The organism is Cupriavidus sp. WKF15 (assembly GCF_029278605.1).
In the GTDB taxonomy this organism is placed as follows: domain Bacteria; phylum Pseudomonadota; class Gammaproteobacteria; order Burkholderiales; family Burkholderiaceae; genus Cupriavidus.
Genome location: NZ_CP119573.1, coordinates 2602232 through 2619335 on the forward strand (window position 1 = coordinate 2602232; position 17104 = coordinate 2619335).

Sequence of the window (17104 nt, forward strand, 5' to 3'; positions counted from 1 at the left end):
GGTCAGCCCTCGAACACGTGCCGCAGCACCGGCGGCTCGATGTTGGCCAGGTTCATCTCGACCACGCGCCGCGCCACGCTGGACGGGCGCACCTGTTCCACATCCGTGTAGAACTGCTGGTACCAGTCGCGCATCTGGTAGATCGGCCCGTCACCTTCGCACAGCAGCGGGTTGTCGATGCGGATCTTGCTGTCCCAGATCGCCACGTCTTCGTAGAAGGCCGCACGCGCCTGCTCCACATAGGCTCGCGCCATGGCGCGGTTCTGTTCGTCGGACAGCCCGGGGATCTTCTTCACCAGCACGCCATAGCGCAGCACGAAGCTGTTCAGGTCGATCGGCACGTGGCAGTTGAGCAGGATCGAGTGGATCTGCTGGTCGCCCATCTGGCCGGTCATCTCGGTGATGTGGTACGCCGGCCCGAAGTAGGTGGACAGCGCCGTCAGGCGCGCATCGCCGGACAGGCGCGCACTGCGCCCGATCATCAGCTGCGTGGCCTTGTGGTCTTCGAACAGGTTGCCGAAATAGTCCACCGGCGCGCCATGCACTACGCCGAAATGCGCCATGTCGGAGATGTTGTCGACCAGCTCGCGGCAATTGGTGCGGATCAGCATGTCGTCGATGGCCCAGTCCGACCACTCCGGCGAATAGCAGGCGTCGATGCGCGGGATGGCCACTTGCGGCGGCGCCGGGCGGCCCTCGGGATCGTTCCAGATGAACAGCAGCCGGTTCTGCTCGCAGGTCTCCCAGGCGCCGACACGCGCCTTGGGCGGAACGCGCTTGCAGTAGGGGATGGACTTGCAGCCGCCGTCGCCGCCCCACTGCCAGCCGTGGAACGGACACACCAGGTTGTCGCCCTGCACGGTGCCGGTGCTGAGGTCTGCGCCCATGTGCGGACAGTGGCCGTCGATCACGCGGATGGCGCCGGTCGAGTCGGCAAACGCGGCCAGGCGGCGGCCGAAGATGTCCAGCGTGTGGGGCTTGCCGTCGCGGTAGGCGTCGGCCAGGCCCAGGCAGTGCCAGCCGCGCGCGTAGCGGTCCGCGGGCGGGCGTGATTCGATCTTGTAGCCGCTGATGCCGTTCGTGCTCATGGTGTCTCCTTGAAATCCCGTGGGAACTTCAAGATAAGAGCGTCCGGGCGGCGGCTCATCGTCCCATCGGACTACTGCAATGCGACCAGCAGCGCCAGCGCCGGGTCGTTGCCGGGGCCATGCACGCAACTGACGCCGGCGGGGTCGTAGATGCGGGCCACGCAGCCATTGCAGCTGTCGCAGGCCGAGCGCTGCACCGTGCCGCGCTGCCAGTTGGCCACCAGCGCGGGGTCATGGATCAGCACGCGTGCCAGCGCGATGCCGTCGAAGCCCTCTTCCATGAGCTGGGCCACATTGCCGATCGACTTGACGCCGCCGACGTAGGCCAGCGGCATGCGCACCGCCTGCCGCACCACGCGCGACGCCTCAAGGAAATACAGCTCGCGGAAGGCCAGCGCGCGCGGCGTGCGCTTTTCCAGCATGGTGATGCCGAAGCGGGCCAGCGCGGTCGGCGCGGCGGCCTTCATCTGCGCCGTCGGCATCGGGCTGCCGAACAGCGCCCACGGGCTTTCCACGTTGCGCCCGCCACTGAGCGTCAGCAGGTCGGCCCCCTCCGCCTCGAGAATGCGCGCGGTCACGGCGGAGTCCCCGGGCTGGTTGCCGCCCGGCACGCAGTCGCTGACGCTGAGCTTGCAGCACACCGCCAGCGCGCCACCGACGGCATCCTTCACCTGCCGCAGCACCGCCGCCGGGAAGCGGGTCCTGTTTTCCACGCTGCCACCGAACGGATCGCGCCGCCGGTTGCTCAGCGGCGACAGGAACTGGTTGAGCAGGTAGCCGTGCCCCATGTGGAGTTCGACTGCATCGAAGCCGGCCTCGCGCGCGAGCCGCGCCGCCTCGGCGAACTGGCAGGCGACCCGCGCCATGTCGGCCTCGCGCAGGGCGCGCTGGAAATACACGCCGTGCATCATGCCGAAGGCATTGAGGCCGGGCGAGGCACTGCCCGGCGCGCGGCTGCCGCCGTGGCGCATGGTGGTGAACGAGCCCGCGTGGGTGATCTGCAGGCAGGCCGCCGCGCCTTCGCGATGCACGGCGTCGGTCAGCACGCGCAAATGCGGCACCTGCTCCGCGCGCATGCTGATCTGGTGCGGGAAGGTCAGTCCGTCGTCGGCCACGGCCGCGTAGGCCACCGTGGTCATGCCCACGCCGCCCGCGGCAAGATCGCGGTGATGCCTGACCAGCGCCTGCGTGGGCAGGCCATGCGGGGTCATGCCTTCGTTCGCGCCCGCCTTGATGAAGCGGTTGCGCAGCGTGAGCGGGCCGATGCGCAGCGGCGTGAAGGCCGTTGCGGCGGCTGCCTGGGTATCGCGCATCATGTCTCTCCGGGTATTGCTTGCGTGGCTCAGGTTGCGTCCGATTTTAGCGCGGGCGCCGGCGCCACCGACTGGCCGCTTTCCGCCGACGCGGCAGTGCTGGCAGCGGCGCGCGCACGCTCCTCGTCCTCCACCCCCAGCCACGCCGCCAGCGCCGGCAGCAGCGATACCGCGCCGAACAGGTTCACCAGGAACATGAAGGCCAGCAGGATGCCCATGTCCGCCTGGAACTTGAGCGCGGCAAAGGCCCAGGTGCCCACGCCGATGCACATCGTCAGCGCCGTGAACAGCGCCGCCGAGCCGCGCTGGCGCATGGCCTCGGCAAAGGCCTGCGGCAAGGACTGCGCTTCCTCGCGGATCTGGTGCTGGATGCGCTCGTACAGGTAGATGCCATAGTCGACGCCTACACCAACGCCCAGCGTGATGACCGGCAAGGTCGACACCTTCAGGCCGATGCCGAGCCGCGCCATCAGCGCATTGCACAGCACCGACACCAGCGTCAGCGGCACGATGATGCACAGCACTGCGCGCCACGAGCGGAACGTCAGCAGGCACAGCAGCGTGATCGCGCCGAAGATCGCCAGCAGCATGGCCACCTCGGCCTCTTCCACGGCTTCGTTGGTCGCCGCCATCACGCCGATATTGCCGCCGGCCAGGCGGAACGCCACGTTGGGCGTCTTGTCGGTGGCGTTGAAGCGGCGGATCTCGCGGATGATGTGGGCAATCGTCGCGCCCTCGTGGTTGGCGGTGTAGATCAGCACCTGGATGGCCTGGCAGTTCGACGTATTCATGCCATTGTCCGGGTCGTAGGCCTTGGCGCCCTGGCTCAAGCCGTCGCTGCTGCGCGGCAGCGCCTCCCAGCGCGGGTTGCCTTCGTTGTAGGCGCCGATCACCACCTTGGCCAGCGACGACACGCTGACCACCGACTGCACGCCGGACACGCCGCGCATATGCATCTCGAAGCGTTCCACCGCGCTCATCACCCGGTAGTGCAGGCAGCCGTCGTCGAAGCCGGTCGGCTCCACCACCACCGTAAGCGCATCCGAGCCGATGTTGTACTGGCTCACGATCTTCGCGCTGTCGTGGTTATAGCGAGAATCCACGCGCAGCTCCGGCGCGCCGGTGCCGACATCGCCGATCTTCAGGCCGCGCGACTCGATGGCGCCGGCCGCCAGCAATGCCAGTGCAGCCACGAACACGCCGAGTGCGGGCGCCGGACGCGCCAGCGCGCCAAATTTCTGCCACAGCCCGCCATTGCCCTGCCCTGTCTCCCGCGCACGCCGTGCCTGCGCGCGCGCCAGCGCCGACGGCTCCAGCCGCGTGTACGACAGCAGGATCGGCAGGAATACCTTGTTGGTCACGATCATCAGCAGCACGCCCAGGCAGGCGGTAATGCCGAGCTCGCGCACGATGTCGATCTCGATGCGCATGATGACCATAAAGCCCAGCGCATTGGTCAGCAGCGCCACCGTGCCGGGGATGAACAGCTTGCTGAAGGCCGCGCCGGCGCTGTCCAGTGCATTGAGGCCCTGCACCACCTCCTGCTTCCAGGCATTGGTCATCTGCACCGCGTGCGAGACCCCGATCGAGAAGATCAGGAACGGCACCAGGATCGACATCGGGTCGATGCCGTAGCCCAGCAGCGGCAGCAGGCCCAGCAGCCAGCACACCGGCAGCAGCGCCACCGCCAGCGCCAGCACCGTGATGCGCAGCGAACGCGTGTACAGCCACAGCAGCAGCGCCGTGACGGCGAAGGCCAGCGCGAAGAAGCCCATCACGCCCGCGATCCCTTCCTCGACATCGCCCACCAGCTTGGCGAAGCCGACCACATTGATCTCGACATCGGTGCCGCTGAACTGCGCGCGGATCTTCTCGAGCTGGCGCGCCACGGAGCCGTAGTCGATGGTCTTGCCAGTGGCGGGATCGGTCTCGCGCAGCTCCGCGCGGATCAGCGCGGACTTCAGGTCGTTGCTGACCAGCCGGCCGATCTGCCCGGAACGCGCCACATTGCGGCGGACCTTGTCGAGTTCGTCCGGCGTGCCGGAGAAGCGCCCCGGCACCACCACGTCGCCGCGAAAGCCCGCTTCAGTCACCTCGGTGTAGCGCACGTTCGGCGTGAACAGCGAGAACACGCGCGAGCGGTCCACGCCGGGGATGAAGAACACTTCATCGGTGGCGTGGCGCAGCTTGTCCATGAAGGCGGCGTTGTAGATATCGCCATCGCCCTTCCAGCGCAGGCTCACCAGCACGGTATTGGCACCGGAGAAAGTGCTCGCGTACCTGGTGAACACCTGCATGTACGGGTGCTGCAGCGGGATCATCTTGTTGAAGCCGGGATCGAGCCGCAGGCGCGTGGCGGAGAGGCCAAGCGCCACGGTCACGGCCAGGCACAGCAACATCAGCAGGCGGCGCTGGCGCATCAGCACGCCGGCGCAGGCATCGACGAAACGGCCCAGGCGGCCGGGGGAGTGGGGGCGGGTCATGATCGTTCTCGCGTCCGGTCGGGCGGATTCAGTGATTGGCGGCGAGCGTGGCGCCAGCCAGGCCGCCATTGCCGCCGAGTGCCAGCGTGTCCTTGCCGGTCGGGGCCAGCGCGGCCAGGGTCTGCGGGCTGCCGGCCGGCAGCGCCGCGAAGTGGCGCCCGCCATCGGCGGACATCACCAGCATGCCGCCCTGCCCGGCCAGCACGATGCGGCCATCGGCCAGTTCGGCGCCACCGAAGAACGAAGTCCTGAGGCCGGTTTCCGCGGCCTGCCAGGTGGTGCCGGAGTCCTCGCTGCGCAGCGCGTTGCCGCGCATGCCGAAGGCCAGCCAGGCACCGTCGCGCAGCGGCAGCACGCCGTACAGCGAGCCGTCGTAAGGGGTCCTGAGCGGCTCCCAGTGGCTGCCGCCATCGGTCGAGCGCAACACCAGGCCGGCTTCGCCGACCAGCATCAGGCGCCCCTGCCCGTCGGCAGCGATGGCGTTGAGGTGGCGGTCCTGCATGGTCTTGTCCGCCGCCGCCTCCCAATGCCTGCCCTGGTCGTGCGACACCAGGAACCGGCCGAAGCTGCCCACGGCGAACCATGGGCCGCTGGCCTGTGCCAGGGCGCCGAGCAGGGGGTCGGACGATTGTTCGTCGAAGGCGACCTGCTGCCAGTGCGCGCCGCCGTCTTCGGTGCGCAGGATCAGGCCGCTGTGGCCGACCGCAATGCCCTGGCGGCCGTCGGCGAAGGCGACTTGCGTCAGCGCGGCGCCCTGCGGCTTGTCAACCGAGGCCTGGCGCCAGTTGCGCCCCAGGTCATCGCTGAGCAGGATCTTGCCGCGCTCGCCGACCGCGACCAGGCGGTCGCCGGCGCGGGCGATGCCGTTGATCTGCAGGCCGTCGGGGCGCAGCGTGGAGGCCGGGAATGGCGGCAGCGGGCGCGGCGCGAAGGCCCACACCGCGGTGGCCAGCACGGCCAGCGACATGGCGATGCCGATCAGTCGTTTCATGATGTCTCCTCCGTGTGGAGTGGTGGCAGGCGGCCTCGTGGCGGGCCGTCCATGCCGGGGCTGCCTTGCGCAGCGAACTGTTTCCTCCCCTCCCCAGCTTTCGGGAAAGGGGAGAAAGCAAGCGGCCCTTGTTACAGGACGTCGAACAACGCAGCGGCACCCATGCCGCCACCGATGCACATCGTCACCACTGCCTGCCGCACGCCGCGGCGCTGGCCCTCGATCAGCGCATGCGCGGTCATGCGGGCGCCCGACATGCCGAACGGGTGCCCGACCGAGATCGCGCCGCCGTTCACGTTCAGCCGCGCATCGGGAATGCCCAGCTTCTGCTGGCAGTACAGCACCTGCGAGGCAAAGGCCTCGTTCAGCTCCCACAGCCCGACATCCGCCACCGTCATGCCATAGCGCGCCAGCAGCTTCGGCACAGCGAACACAGGACCGATGCCCATCTCGTCCGGCGCGCAGCCCGACACCGTCATGCCGCGATAGCGGCCCAGCGGCCGCAGGCCGCGGCGGCGAGCTTCGTCGGCGCTCATCAGCAGCACCGCGGCGGCGCCGTCGGACAGCTGCGAGGCATTGCCCGCGGTGATGTACTCGCCCTCGGCCACCGCCTGCCCGCCGCTCCAGACCGGCTTGAGCGCGGCCAGGCTTGCGGCCGTGGTATCGGGCCGGTTGCATTCGTCCTGCGCCAGGCGCACGGTCTCGTGGCCGGTCAGCGCGCCGGACTTGTCGAACAGCGCGCGGCGCGTTTCCAGCGGCACGATCTCGTCGTCGAAGGCGCCGCGCCGCTGCGCCTCGGCGGTGCGCTGCTGGCTGCGCCAGGCGTAGGCGTCCTGCTCGGCACGGCTGATGCCGTAGCGGCGCGCCACCACCTCGGCGGTCTCGATCATCGCCATATAGGCGGCCGGCTGCCGTGCCAGCACCGCTTCGGACTGGGCGCGGTAGCTGTTCTTGTGCTTGTTCTGCGTGAGCGAAATGGATTCCGCGCCGCCGGCCACGATGATGTCGGCCTCGCCGCACTGGATCGCGCGCGCGCCCGCGGCGATCGTCATCAGGCCCGAGCCGCACATGCGGTCCATGGTCATGCCCGGCACGCTGTCGGGCAGCCCGGCGGCCACCGCGCACAGGCGGCCCAGGTTGTAGCCCTGGGTGCCCTGCTGCGCGGCCGCGCCGATCAGCACGTCGTCGATCTCGGCCGGGTCCACGCCCGCGCGCTCGACCACCGCGCGCACCACGTGGCCGCCCAGCACCGGGGCTTCGGTATCGTTGAAGGCGCCGCGAAAGGCCTTGCCGATCGGGGTGCGCGCAACGGCGACAATGACTGCTTCATTCATGCTTGATTCCCTATGGTCAGAAGTAGTAGCGGCTGATGGTGTCGGCCACGCAGGCGGGCTTGGCCTCGCCTTCGATCTCCACCGTCATGCGCACCACCGACTGCACGCCGCCTGGCAGCGTCTCGGCGCGCACCAGTTCGCCCACGCCGCGCACGCGCGCGCCGACGCGCACTGCCGCCGGGAAGCGGACCTTGTCGCAGCCATAGTTGACGCCAAACTTCATGCCTTCGACAGTGACCAGTTCCGGCAGGAACTGGTTGACCAGGGCCAGCGTCAGGTAGCCGTGGGCAATGCAGCCGCCGTAGGGGCCCCGCGCGGCGCGCTCCGGGTCGACATGGAGCCACTGGTGGTCGCCGGTGGCATCGGCAAACTGGTTGACCTGGTCCTGGGTGATGCGGGTCCAGGCGCTCTCGCCGAGGTGCTGGCCGACGGCGGCGTGGATGTCTTCGGCGGAGCGGAAAATACGTGGCATGTCTGGTTCCTACTCTTGTTCCCGATTCCGGCTGTGCTGCCCGGTCTTGCTTCCGTTCAGGCGCGCTGGCTGCTCACCGGCAGCACCTCGCCGGTCATGTACGAGGCATAGTCGCTGGCCAGGAACACCATCACGTTGGCCACCTCCCACACTTCCGCCGCGCGCCCGAACGCTTCGCGCTCGCTGAGCTGGCGCAGCAGGTCGGCCGGCGCCGACTTCTTCAGGAAGTCGTGCAGCGCGATGCTGGGCGCCACCGCATTGATGCGCACGCCGAACTCGGCGGCCTCCATCGCGCTGCAGCGCGTCAGGGCCATCACCCCGGCCTTGGCCGCGGCGTAGTGCGACTGCTCCTTCTGCGCGCGCCAGCCAAGCACCGACGCGTTGTTGACGATGGCGCCGCGCCGGCGCGCCTGCATGTGCGGCAACATCGCGCGCGTCATGCGGAAGGTGCCGGTGAGGGAAATATCGAGCACGCGCGACCACTCGGCATCGTCCATATCAACTAGGCGGCGCGAGCCGCCCAGGCCGGCGTTGTTGATCAGCACGTCGGTGCCGCCGAGCGCCTCTTCCGCGGCGGCCACGAGCGCGCGTACCTGTGCTTCGTCGGACACATCGCAAAGCTGGCCATGGACCGCCTGCAGGCCGGATTCCGCACGCAGGCGCGCTACCGCCTCGTCCAGCCGCTTGGGATGGATGTCGGAGATCATCAGCGCGCGGCAGCCCTCCTCCGCACACCGGCGCGCGGCGGCAAAGCCGATGCCGACGCCCGCGGCCGCGGTGATGAGTACGCTCTTGCCGGCAAGCAGCTGGTGGCCGGGCACATAAGCCGGTGCGGAGGGAGCTTGGTGGGCTTCGTGATTCAGGGTCATGACTGTCCTCGTGCTTCGCGCGGCATGCCAAGGCCGCGTTCGGCGATGATGTTGAGCTGGATTTCGTTGGTGCCGGCGTAGATGGTGTCGGCGCGCGAGAACAGCGCCATCTGCTGCAGGCGGGTGCGGCGTGCGTCGGCGGCATCGAGCACGTTGGCCAGCGGGCCCAGCACGTCGAGCGCGAGCTGGCCCAGGTCGCGGTGCCAGTTGGACCAGTAGTACTTGTAGATCAGCGCCTCGCGCTGCAGTGCGGTGCCGCCGTCCTGGCCCGCCTGCGCGGCGCCGGCCAGCATGCGCAGCGCATTGGCGCGCATCACGCGCAGTCCGGCCCAGGCGCGCGCGATGCGCTGGCGCACCAGCGCGTCGCGGCTGCTGCCGTTGTCGCGTGCGGCCTGCGCCACCCATTCCAGCTCGTGCGTGAACTGCATCTGCTGGCCGAGCGTGGAAATGCCACGCTCGAACCCGAGCAGCGCCATCGCGATGCGCCAGCCGTCGCCGGGCTCGCCCAGCACATCGGCCGCCGCGGCGCGCGCGCCGTCGAAGAACACCTCATTGAATTCCGCGCCGCCGCCCATCTGCCGGATCGGACGGATCTCGATGCCGGGCTGGTCCAGCGGCAGCATCAGGAAGATCAGCCCCTTGCTGCCGCGCGAGCCGGGCTCGCAGCGCGCCAGCACGAAGATCCAGTCGGAATCGTGCGCGAGCGAGGTCCAGACCTTCTGGCCGCTGACCAGCCAGTCGCCGCTGGCGGCATCGCGCACCGCGCGCGTGCGCACATTGGCCAGGTCCGAGCCTGCGCCGGGCTCCGAATAGCCCTGGCACCAGAACGTGGTGCCGTTGCGGATGCCGGGCAGCAGGCGCGCCTTCTGGTCCTCGCTGCCGAAGGCGATCAGGGTCGGGCCGATCAGGCCTTCGCCGATATGCCCCATGCGGCCCGGGCCGCCAGCGCGCGCGTACTCCTCGTGGAAGATCACCTGCTGCATCACCGGCAGGTCACGTCCGCCATGCGCGCGTGGCCAACCGAGGCCGGTCCAGCCGCCCTCGGCCAGACGCCGCTCCCATGCCTTGCACAGCTCGGGAAAGGCGTCTTCGTCGCCAGGACCGCCGCGGTGCTTCAGGCAGGCGAATTCGCCGGCCAGGTTGGCGGCCATCCACTGCGCCACCTCGGCGCGGAATGCCGACTCTTCATGGGCGGTCATGCTGTCCTCCAGGCTTGCGGGCCGTGGTCCGCGAGATAGGCGAGCGCGGCGCCGGCACCGCCCAGCCAGTGGCTGGCGGCCTGCGCGCGCTTGAAATAGAGCTGGGGGTCGTATTCCCAGGTGAAGCCGACCCCGCCATGCAGCTGGATGGCTTCCTGCGCGCTGAAGCGCAGCGCTTCGTCGGCCGCGACGGCGGCGGCGGCGATCTCAAGCCGGGCGTCGGCCATGTCCGCCGATTCCCATGCCGACGCCGCGCCGTACACTGCCGAGCGCGCCGCCTCGACCAGCACCATCATCTGCGCGCAGCGGTGCTTGACCGCCTGGAACGAGGCGATGGCGCGGCCGAACTGGATGCGTTCCGAGGCATAGGCAACGGTCAGGTCCAGGCATTGCTGGGCCGCGCCGAGCTGCTCGGCCGCCAGCATGAGCTTGCCGTGCCACCACGCCTGCGCCAGGCCTTGCGCCGCGGCGTCCCCGCGCGCCACGCAGGCGCTTGCGGGAACGATCAGCCCGTCCAGCCGCAGCGACGCCAGCGGGCGCGTGCGGTCGAGCGTGTCGAGAGGAGCCAGTGTGAGTCGTGCATCCTGCGCCAGCGCGGCGGGTTCCAGCATGAACAGCGCGGGCTCCTTGTTCTCCAGCCGGGCCGGCACCAGCAGCCAGTCGGCGCCGGCGGCATCGGCTACCTGCGCGGCGCTGCCGCGCAGCGCGAATCCGTCCGCGCCGGTCTGTGCAGTGATGGCAACCCCGTCGTAATGCCAGCCGCCATCGTCCGGCAGCACCGCGGCCGCACGGCACTCGCCCACAGCCAGCCGTTCCAGCCACGGTGCGCTGTGCGCGAGGCTGGCCTGCAGCCAGGGCGCCGCCACGCCGGCGTTGGACCAGAACGGCACGCAGGCCAGGCGCTGGCCCAGTTGCTCCTGCAGCAGCACCAGCCCGGGTGCGCCCAGGCCGGCACCGCCCACCGCTTCGGGCAGCGCGATGCCGCACCAGCCGAGTTCGCCCGCAAGGGCATGCCACAGCGCGTCATCATGCGCCGGCCCCGCCTCGGTCACGCGCCGCACCGCCGCCGAATCGCTGTGCCCGGCGAGGTAGTCGCGCGCGCTGTCGCGGACCATCTGGTGTTCGACAGAAAGGGAGAAATCCATGGCCGTCGTGCTCAGGTGCCGTAGACCGCCTGGGGCGGCTGCGCCTGCGCCAGCAGCCCGGCCACCGCAGCACCCAATTCGGCAGGCTGCCAGCGCGCGCCCTTGTCGGCCTTCGGGCCGGTGCGCCAGCCATCGGCCACGGACACCATGCCGCCGGCCGCCTCGAACATGCGGCCGGTCACCTGTGCCGAATCCGCACTGCCCAGCCACACCACCAGCGGCGCGACGTTGGCCGGATCGTAGTAGTCGAAGCCGTCTTCCGGCGCCTTCATCATGTCGGCGAAGACCTGCTCGGTCATGCCGGTGCGCGCGGCCGGCGCCAGCGCGTTGGCGGTGATGCCGTAGCGGCCCAGCTCGGCCGCCTGCACCAGCGTCAGCGCGGCGATGCCGGCCTTGGCCGCGGCGTAGTTGGACTGCCCGACCGAGCCTTGCAGCCCCGCGCCGGAACTGGTGTTGATGATGCGCGCGTCGACGGCGCGCCCGGCCTTGGCCGCGTCGCGCCAGCGCTTGGCCAGCAGGTTGGCCAGGCAGAAGTGGCCGCGCAGGTGAACGCGCATCACGTCGTCCCAGTCCGCCTCGGTGAGGCTCAGGAACATGCGGTCGCGGCAGATACCGGCGTTGTTGACCAGCACGTGCACCTCGCCGAAGGCTTCGACCGCGGCATCGACGATGCGCTGCGCGGTGGCCAGTTGCGTGATGTCGTCATCGCTGGCGAGAGCAGTGCCGCCGGCTGCGCGGATCTCCGCGCAGACCGCCTCGGCTGCTTCGCGCCGGATGTCGTTGACGACTACATTGGCGCCCTCGGCGCCGAACGCCAGCGCGTAGGCGCGGCCCAGCCCGCCGCCGGCGCCGGTGATGATGACGGTGCGTCCCTCGCAGATTCCCATGGCGCTCTCCTTACAGCCGTTCGATGATGGTGACGTTGGCCAGGCCGCCGCCCTCGCACATGGTCTGCAGGCCATAGCGCCCGCCGGTGCGTTCGAGTTCATGCAGCAGCGTGGTCATCAGGCGCGCGCCGGTGGCGCCCAGCGGGTGGCCCAGTGCAATCGCGCCGCCGTTGGGGTTGGTGCGCTCGGGCGCGTAGCCGGTCTCGGCCAGCCACGCCATCGCCACCGAGGCAAAGGCCTCGTTGATCTCGACCGCGTCGATATCCGACAGGCGCAGGCCGCTCCGTTCCAGCGCGCGCCTGGTCGCCGGAATCGGCGCGGTCAGCATCCACAGCGGGTCGTCGCCGAGCACGCTCATGTGCGCGATGCGCGCGCGCGGCTTGAGCTGGTAGCGCTTGAGCGCCTCTTCGGAAACGATCAGCAGCGCGGCGGCGGCGTCGGCGGTCTGGCTGGACACCGCCGCTGTCAGCGAGCTGCCCGGCATCAGCGGTTCGAGCGTGGCCATCTTTGCCAGCGTGGTATCGGGGCGCGGTGTCTCGTCCTTCTTCACGCCTTCGCACGGCACGATCTCGCGCGCAAAGCGACCGTCCTCGGTCGCCGCGGCCGCACGCTGGTGGCTTTCCAGCGCGTAGGCTTCCATGGCCTCGCGCGACAACTTCCAGTGGTCGGCAATGCGCTGCGCGGCGTGGAACTGCGATACCGGCGCATCGCCGAAGCGCGCCTGCCAGCCCTTGCTGCCCGAGAACGGATCGGGAAAGCCCAGAGCCTGCCCGGCCAGCATCGCCGACGAGATCGGGATCTGCGTCATGGTCTGCACGCCGCCGGCGATCACCACGTCCTGCGCGCCGCTCATCACCGCCTGCGCGGCAAAGTGCACGGCCTGCTGCGACGAGCCGCACTGGCGGTCCACGGTCACGCCCGGCACGGTCAGCGGCAGGCCGGCGGCCAGCCATGCGCTGCGCGCGATATTGCCGGCCAGCGGGCCGATGGTGTCGACGCAGCCGAACACTACGTCGTCGTAATCCTCGGCGGGAATGCCGTTGCGGCGCACCAGCTCGGCCAGCACGAAGCCGCCCAGGTCGGCGCCGTGCATGTGCGACAGTCCGCCCTTGCGGCGCCCGGTGGGCGTGCGCAGGGCATCAACGATATAGGCGTCTTTCATGATCATGTGCTCTCAATGGATTCAGGCGAAGATCGCTCCGGCGCCGATGTCATGGGCGCCGTCCAGGATGTGCGCGCCCACGCGCGCCTTGTGGAAGGCACGGTCGCCCCAGCTTCCGGCCAGCGCCCAGGCCCGTTTGGTGAAGATCTGCAGGTCCAGCTCCCAGGTGTAGCCCATCGCGCCATGCACCTGGATCGCCTGGCGCGCCGCGCTCCATGCGCAGCGCGCGGCCGCCACGCGGGCATGCGACACATGCAGGCCGGCATCGGGCCGGCCATGCGCCAGCGCGGCGGCGGCGCGCAGCAGCACCGGCTTGGCGAACTCGAGCTGGATCGCCACGTCGGCCAGCAGGTGCTTGACCGCCTGGTAGGCGCCGATGGCCTTGCCGAACTGCTTGCGCTGGGCGCTGTAGTCGATCGCCAGGTCGAGCATGCGCTGCGTGAGCCCCAGCTGCTGCGCGGCCACGCCGAGCGCGCCGCGGTTCAGGGCCGCGTCCCACAGGCCGGTGCCGGCGGGGATCAGTTCCGTGTCCGCGGCCGGCGTCCACGCCAGCTCGAACAGCCGGCGTGATGGATCGAGGCCGGTGCGCGCGGTCAGCGTGGCCTGGTCCGGCCGCAGCAGGTGGACCGCGCCTTCGTGCGCGCACAGGATGGCATCGGCGACATGGGCATCGGCCACCAGCCGCTCCTGCGGGTGCGCAACCGCAATGCGGGCATCGCCGGCGGCGATGCGCTCCAGGAGCGCGGCGCAGCGCTCGCGCGCCGAGACGTCCGGCGCAGCGGCCAGCGCATCGCGCAGCAGGCCGGCAGCCACCAGCGCAGTGTCGAGCAGCGGCTCCGGCAGCGCAAAGTAGCCGCATGCCTGCGCCAGCGGCGCCCATTCCACCTCGCCCAGGCCCAGGCCGCCCTGCTCCTGCGGCACCGTCACCGCGGTCAGCCCCTGCTCTGCAAGCTGGCGCCATAGCGCGTCGGAGCGGCCGCTCTCGGTGCCCCAGAGCTCGCGCGTCAGCTCGGGCGTCATCTCGGTCATCAGGAAGCGCCGGATCGCCTCGGCAAACTGTTCCTGCTCTTCGGTCAATGCGAAATCCATGGTGTTTTCCCCGGTGCCGTCATGCGCGCGGCATGCCGAGCAGGCGCTCGGCGACGATGTTGCGCTGGATCTCGTTGGTGCCGGCATAGATCGGCCCGGCCTGCGAGAACAGGAAGCCGTCCAGCCAGTGGCCAAGCGAACCCGGGGCCTGCCCCGCGGGCGCGACCTCGGCCGCCTGCCCCAGGATGGCCAGCGCGGTATCGTGCATATGGATGTCCAGCTCGGACCAGAACACCTTGTTCGTGCTCGACTCCGCGCCGATATGGCCGCCGCGCACCAGCCGGCTCGCGGTGGCATAGGTGGACAGCGTGTATGCCTCGGCGTCCATCCAGGCGCGCAGCACCGCGTCGCGCAGCGAGGGATCGCGGTCCGCCGCCTCGCGGTTGGCCTGGTACAGCCTGACCAGCGCGCGCGCGGTTTCCTGGAAGCGAGCGGGCGAGCGCAACATCAGGCCGCGTTCGAAACCGGCCGTGGCCATCGCCACCTGCCAGCCCGCGCCTTCGGCGGCCAGGCGGTTTTCCACCGGCACGCGCACGTCGTCGAAGAAGATCTCGGCAAAGCCGGTCTGGCCGTTGAGCTGGCGGATCGGGCGCACGGTGATGCCCGGCGTATTCAGCGGCACCAGCACGAAGGTCAGCCCGTGGTGGCGCGTCGAGGCCGGGTCGGTACGGAACAGCCCGAACAGCCAGTCCGCCCACACCGCGCGCGTCGACCAGATCTTCTGGCCGTTGATCACATAGTCGTCGCCATCGCGGATCGCGGTGCAGCGGATTGCGGCCATGTCGGAGCCGGCGTTCGGCTCGGACCAGCCCTGGGCCCAGATATGCTCGCCCGAGGCCATGCGCGGCAGGAAGCGCGCCTTCTGCGCCTCGGTGCCGAACTCCATCAGCGTGGGCCCGAGCAGGAAGATGCCGTTCTGGTTGACGCGCATCGGCGCGCCGGCGCGCCAGTACTCTTCCTCGAAGATCAGCCACTCGATCAGGTCGCAGCCGCGCCCGCCCAGCTCGGCCGGCCAGGTGACCATGCTCCAGCGGCCCTGGTTGAGCGTGGCTTCCCAGGCGCGGTGCTGGGCGAAGCCTTCCTCGGTGTCGAAGCTGGCCAGCGGCGTGCGCGGCACGTGCGCGGCCATCCAGTCGCGCACCTCGGCGCGGAAGGCGCGCTGGGCGTCGGTGTATTCAAGCTGCATCGCGCGCCCCTTGTGCGAAGCTCGCTTCGCGCCGTTCGACAAAGGCGGCGCGCGCCTCGCCGGAATCCGCGCTCATGTACGCCTGCAGCGTGAAGCCCTGCTCCCAGCGGTACTTGTCCTCCAGGTTGCCGTCCTCGACGCCGTTGAGCGCTTCCTTGGCGAGGTGCAGCATGGCCGGGCTCTTGGTGGCGATCTGGCGGGCCAGGGTCATGGCGGCATCGCGCAACTCCGCGCGGGACACCACGCGCTCGACCGCGCCAAGGCGATACGCCTCGGCGGCATTGATCATCTCGCCGGTGAAGTACATCGCCCTGACCTTCTGCACGCCGAACATGCGCTGCAGGTGCGCGCCGCCGCCCATCGCGCCGCGGTCGATCTCCGGCACGCCAAAGCGCGCGCACTCCGACGCGACGATGATGTCGGCGGCGCCGCAGATGCCGATGCCGCCGCCCAGCACGAAGCCGTGCACGGCCACGATGACCGGCTTGGGATTGCGGTGCACGGCGCGGAAGGTGGCGTAGTTGCCGGCGTTGACGTCAACGATGCGCTCCGGGTGCGCCGACAGCTCCTTGATGTCGACGCCCGCGCAAAAGCCACGGCCTTCGCCGCGCAGCACGATCACGCGCACGGCGGGGTCGGCGCCGAGGCGGTCGATGGCGGCGGCCAGCGCGTGCCAGCCGGCGTTGTCGAGCGCGTTGACGGGCGGATGGTCGATCACCAGTTCGGCAATGCCATCGGCGGTGTCGATACGGAAAGGCCCGGTCTTGTGATTCGTTTGCATGGTTTCCTCTGTCTCTAGATCAGGCCGCTGCAGCCAGTGCGGTCCCCGCCAGCGCCGCAAGCCGTGCCTGCGCCTGCGCGGCAATGCCGGCCACGATCTGCTCGCACGATTCGATCGCGCCGATGGCGGCAGCCGCCTGGCCGCTCGGCAGCACGCCCTCGTCCGGGCATCCCTCCACCATCGCGCGCTGGATCAGCACCGGCGCGTTGGCGGCCATCAGCGTCTGCGCGGCGCTGTAGTCCTGCTCGCGCATGGCGCGCCAGGCGGTGGCCAGCATCTGCGCGCTGCGCATACCGGTGCGCGCCTGCCATTTGCGCGCGGCCGCGAGCGCCAGCCAGGTGCGCCGCAAGGGACCTGCCTTCTCCAGTTCAAGCAGCAAGGGGTTGTCGATCATCCGCTGCGGCAGCCCGTCGATGGCCAGCGACACGCGGATCTGGCCCGGGTCGCGCACCTTGACGTAGCGCTCCAGCGTCTGCGCCGGCACCGGCGATTCGGCCGACATCAGGAAACGCGTGCCCATGGCCACGCCGGCCGCGCCGTATGCCAGCGCCGCGGCCAGCCCGCGGCCGTCGAAGAAGCCGCCCGCCGCCACCACCGGCACGCGGACGCTGTCCAGCACCTGCGGCAGCAGCAGCGTCGTCGGCGTGCCGCCGGTATGGCCGCCGCCCTCGCCGCCCTGCACGGTGACCACGTCCGCGCCAAGCTCGACCGCCTTGGCCGCGTGCTTGGCGGCGCCGACCGTCGGCATGCAGACGATCCCCGCCGCCTTGAGCCGGCCTACCATCTTCGCGTCCGGGCCGCGGCCGTAGCTGACCGCGCGCAGCCGGTGGCGGATCGCCATCTCGATGACCTCGTCCGCGTTGGGCTGAAACATGTGGAAGTTGATGCCGAAGGGCCGGTCGCTGAGTGCCTTGACGCGCAGGATCTCCTGCTCGACTTCGCCGGGCGGAATGGTGGCGCCGGCCAGGAAGCCGAACGCCCCCGCGTTGCCGCTGGCCGCGACCAGCTTTGCATCGGCCACCCAGCCCATCGCCGTCTGGACGATCGGGTAACGGCAGCCCAGCAGGTCGCACAGCACCGTGTGCAGGCTCGCGTTGCTCATGCC

The 17104-nt window shown here is 70.1% G+C and carries 15 protein-coding genes; all 15 read right to left on the reverse strand.

Annotated elements, in window-relative coordinates; all coding sequences use genetic code 11:
- Positions 1-2 precede the first annotated feature (2 nt).
- Positions 3-1088 (reverse strand): Rieske 2Fe-2S domain-containing protein, encoded by a 1086-nt coding sequence (locus CupriaWKF_RS29290; RefSeq protein ID WP_276101914.1) that lies wholly within the window; start codon positions 1086-1088, stop codon positions 3-5.
- A 71-nt stretch (positions 1089-1159) separates the two neighbouring features.
- Complete coding sequence (locus CupriaWKF_RS29295; RefSeq protein ID WP_276103274.1) at positions 1160-2401, reverse strand: NADH:flavin oxidoreductase; 1242 nt, start codon at positions 2399-2401, stop codon at positions 1160-1162.
- Positions 2402-2430: 29 nt separating this feature from the next.
- Complete coding sequence (locus CupriaWKF_RS29300) at positions 2431-4884, reverse strand: efflux RND transporter permease subunit (protein ID WP_276101915.1); 2454 nt, start codon at positions 4882-4884, stop codon at positions 2431-2433.
- Between the two features lie 28 nt (positions 4885-4912).
- Positions 4913-5875 carry a YCF48-related protein gene (locus tag CupriaWKF_RS29305; protein WP_276101916.1) on the reverse strand — a complete coding sequence of 321 codons (963 nt, stop codon included), beginning with the start codon at positions 5873-5875 and terminating at the stop codon, positions 4913-4915.
- Between the two features lie 131 nt (positions 5876-6006).
- On the reverse strand, positions 6007-7209 hold the full coding sequence (locus CupriaWKF_RS29310) for an acetyl-CoA C-acyltransferase (RefSeq protein ID WP_276101917.1): 1203 nt from the start codon (positions 7207-7209) through the stop codon (positions 6007-6009).
- 16 nt (positions 7210-7225) lie between these two features.
- On the reverse strand, positions 7226-7681 hold the full coding sequence (locus CupriaWKF_RS29315) for a MaoC family dehydratase (protein ID WP_276101918.1): 456 nt from the start codon (positions 7679-7681) through the stop codon (positions 7226-7228).
- Positions 7682-7737: 56 nt separating this feature from the next.
- Positions 7738-8550, reverse strand: a complete 813-nt coding sequence (locus tag CupriaWKF_RS29320) for an SDR family oxidoreductase (RefSeq protein WP_276101919.1) — start codon at positions 8548-8550, stop codon at positions 7738-7740.
- The gene (locus CupriaWKF_RS29325) at positions 8547-9749 is read right to left on the reverse strand and encodes an acyl-CoA dehydrogenase family protein (RefSeq protein ID WP_276101920.1); all 1203 of its coding nucleotides are present in this window, start codon (positions 9747-9749) and stop codon (positions 8547-8549) included. The genes CupriaWKF_RS29320 and CupriaWKF_RS29325 overlap by 4 nt, the downstream gene beginning before the upstream one ends.
- On the reverse strand, positions 9746-10894 hold the full coding sequence (locus tag CupriaWKF_RS29330; RefSeq protein ID WP_276101921.1) for an acyl-CoA dehydrogenase family protein: 1149 nt from the start codon (positions 10892-10894) through the stop codon (positions 9746-9748). The genes CupriaWKF_RS29325 and CupriaWKF_RS29330 overlap by 4 nt, the downstream gene beginning before the upstream one ends.
- A gap of 11 nt (positions 10895-10905) precedes the next feature.
- Positions 10906-11781, reverse strand: a complete 876-nt coding sequence (locus tag CupriaWKF_RS29335; RefSeq protein WP_276101922.1) for an SDR family oxidoreductase — start codon at positions 11779-11781, stop codon at positions 10906-10908.
- Positions 11782-11791: 10 nt separating this feature from the next.
- Positions 11792-12943 carry an acetyl-CoA C-acetyltransferase gene (locus CupriaWKF_RS29340; RefSeq protein ID WP_276101923.1) on the reverse strand — a complete coding sequence of 384 codons (1152 nt, stop codon included), beginning with the start codon at positions 12941-12943 and terminating at the stop codon, positions 11792-11794.
- A 21-nt stretch (positions 12944-12964) separates the two neighbouring features.
- Positions 12965-14032 carry an acyl-CoA dehydrogenase family protein gene (locus CupriaWKF_RS29345; protein WP_276101924.1) on the reverse strand — a complete coding sequence of 356 codons (1068 nt, stop codon included), beginning with the start codon at positions 14030-14032 and terminating at the stop codon, positions 12965-12967.
- A gap of 19 nt (positions 14033-14051) precedes the next feature.
- On the reverse strand, positions 14052-15218 hold the full coding sequence (locus tag CupriaWKF_RS29350) for an acyl-CoA dehydrogenase family protein (RefSeq protein ID WP_276101925.1): 1167 nt from the start codon (positions 15216-15218) through the stop codon (positions 14052-14054).
- The gene (locus tag CupriaWKF_RS29355) at positions 15208-15999 is read right to left on the reverse strand and encodes an enoyl-CoA hydratase family protein (RefSeq protein ID WP_276101926.1); all 792 of its coding nucleotides are present in this window, start codon (positions 15997-15999) and stop codon (positions 15208-15210) included. Before CupriaWKF_RS29355 ends, CupriaWKF_RS29350 begins: the two co-directional genes overlap by 11 nt.
- Before the next feature lie 19 nt (positions 16000-16018).
- Positions 16019-17101: a nitronate monooxygenase gene (locus CupriaWKF_RS29360; protein ID WP_276103276.1), complete on the reverse strand. Its 1083-nt coding sequence runs from the start codon at positions 17099-17101 to the stop codon at positions 16019-16021.
- Between the last annotated feature and the right edge of the window lie 3 nt (positions 17102-17104).

Excerpts from the sequence above, each read along its gene's own strand:
- CupriaWKF_RS29290 (WP_276101914.1), bottom strand. The coding sequence starts at position 1,088 with ATGAGCACGAACGGCATCAGCGGCTACAAGATCGAATCACGCCCGCCC.
- CupriaWKF_RS29295 (WP_276103274.1), bottom strand. The coding sequence starts at position 2,401 with ATGCGCGATACCCAGGCAGCCGCCGCAACGGCCTTCACGCCGCTGCGC.
- CupriaWKF_RS29300 (WP_276101915.1), bottom strand. The coding sequence starts at position 4,884 with ATGACCCGCCCCCACTCCCCCGGCCGCCTGGGCCGTTTCGTCGATGCC.
- CupriaWKF_RS29305 (WP_276101916.1), bottom strand. The coding sequence starts at position 5,875 with ATGAAACGACTGATCGGCATCGCCATGTCGCTGGCCGTGCTGGCCACC.
- CupriaWKF_RS29310 (WP_276101917.1), bottom strand. The coding sequence starts at position 7,209 with ATGAATGAAGCAGTCATTGTCGCCGTTGCGCGCACCCCGATCGGCAAG.
- CupriaWKF_RS29315 (WP_276101918.1), bottom strand. The coding sequence starts at position 7,681 with ATGCCACGTATTTTCCGCTCCGCCGAAGACATCCACGCCGCCGTCGGC.
- CupriaWKF_RS29320 (WP_276101919.1), bottom strand. The coding sequence starts at position 8,550 with ATGACCCTGAATCACGAAGCCCACCAAGCTCCCTCCGCACCGGCTTAT.
- CupriaWKF_RS29325 (WP_276101920.1), bottom strand. The coding sequence starts at position 9,749 with ATGACCGCCCATGAAGAGTCGGCATTCCGCGCCGAGGTGGCGCAGTGG.
- CupriaWKF_RS29330 (WP_276101921.1), bottom strand. The coding sequence starts at position 10,894 with ATGGATTTCTCCCTTTCTGTCGAACACCAGATGGTCCGCGACAGCGCG.
- CupriaWKF_RS29335 (WP_276101922.1), bottom strand. The coding sequence starts at position 11,781 with ATGGGAATCTGCGAGGGACGCACCGTCATCATCACCGGCGCCGGCGGC.
- CupriaWKF_RS29340 (WP_276101923.1), bottom strand. The coding sequence starts at position 12,943 with ATGAAAGACGCCTATATCGTTGATGCCCTGCGCACGCCCACCGGGCGC.
- CupriaWKF_RS29345 (WP_276101924.1), bottom strand. The coding sequence starts at position 14,032 with ATGGATTTCGCATTGACCGAAGAGCAGGAACAGTTTGCCGAGGCGATC.
- CupriaWKF_RS29350 (WP_276101925.1), bottom strand. The coding sequence starts at position 15,218 with ATGCAGCTTGAATACACCGACGCCCAGCGCGCCTTCCGCGCCGAGGTG.
- CupriaWKF_RS29355 (WP_276101926.1), bottom strand. The coding sequence starts at position 15,999 with ATGCAAACGAATCACAAGACCGGGCCTTTCCGTATCGACACCGCCGAT.
- CupriaWKF_RS29360 (WP_276103276.1), bottom strand. The coding sequence starts at position 17,101 with ATGAGCAACGCGAGCCTGCACACGGTGCTGTGCGACCTGCTGGGCTGC.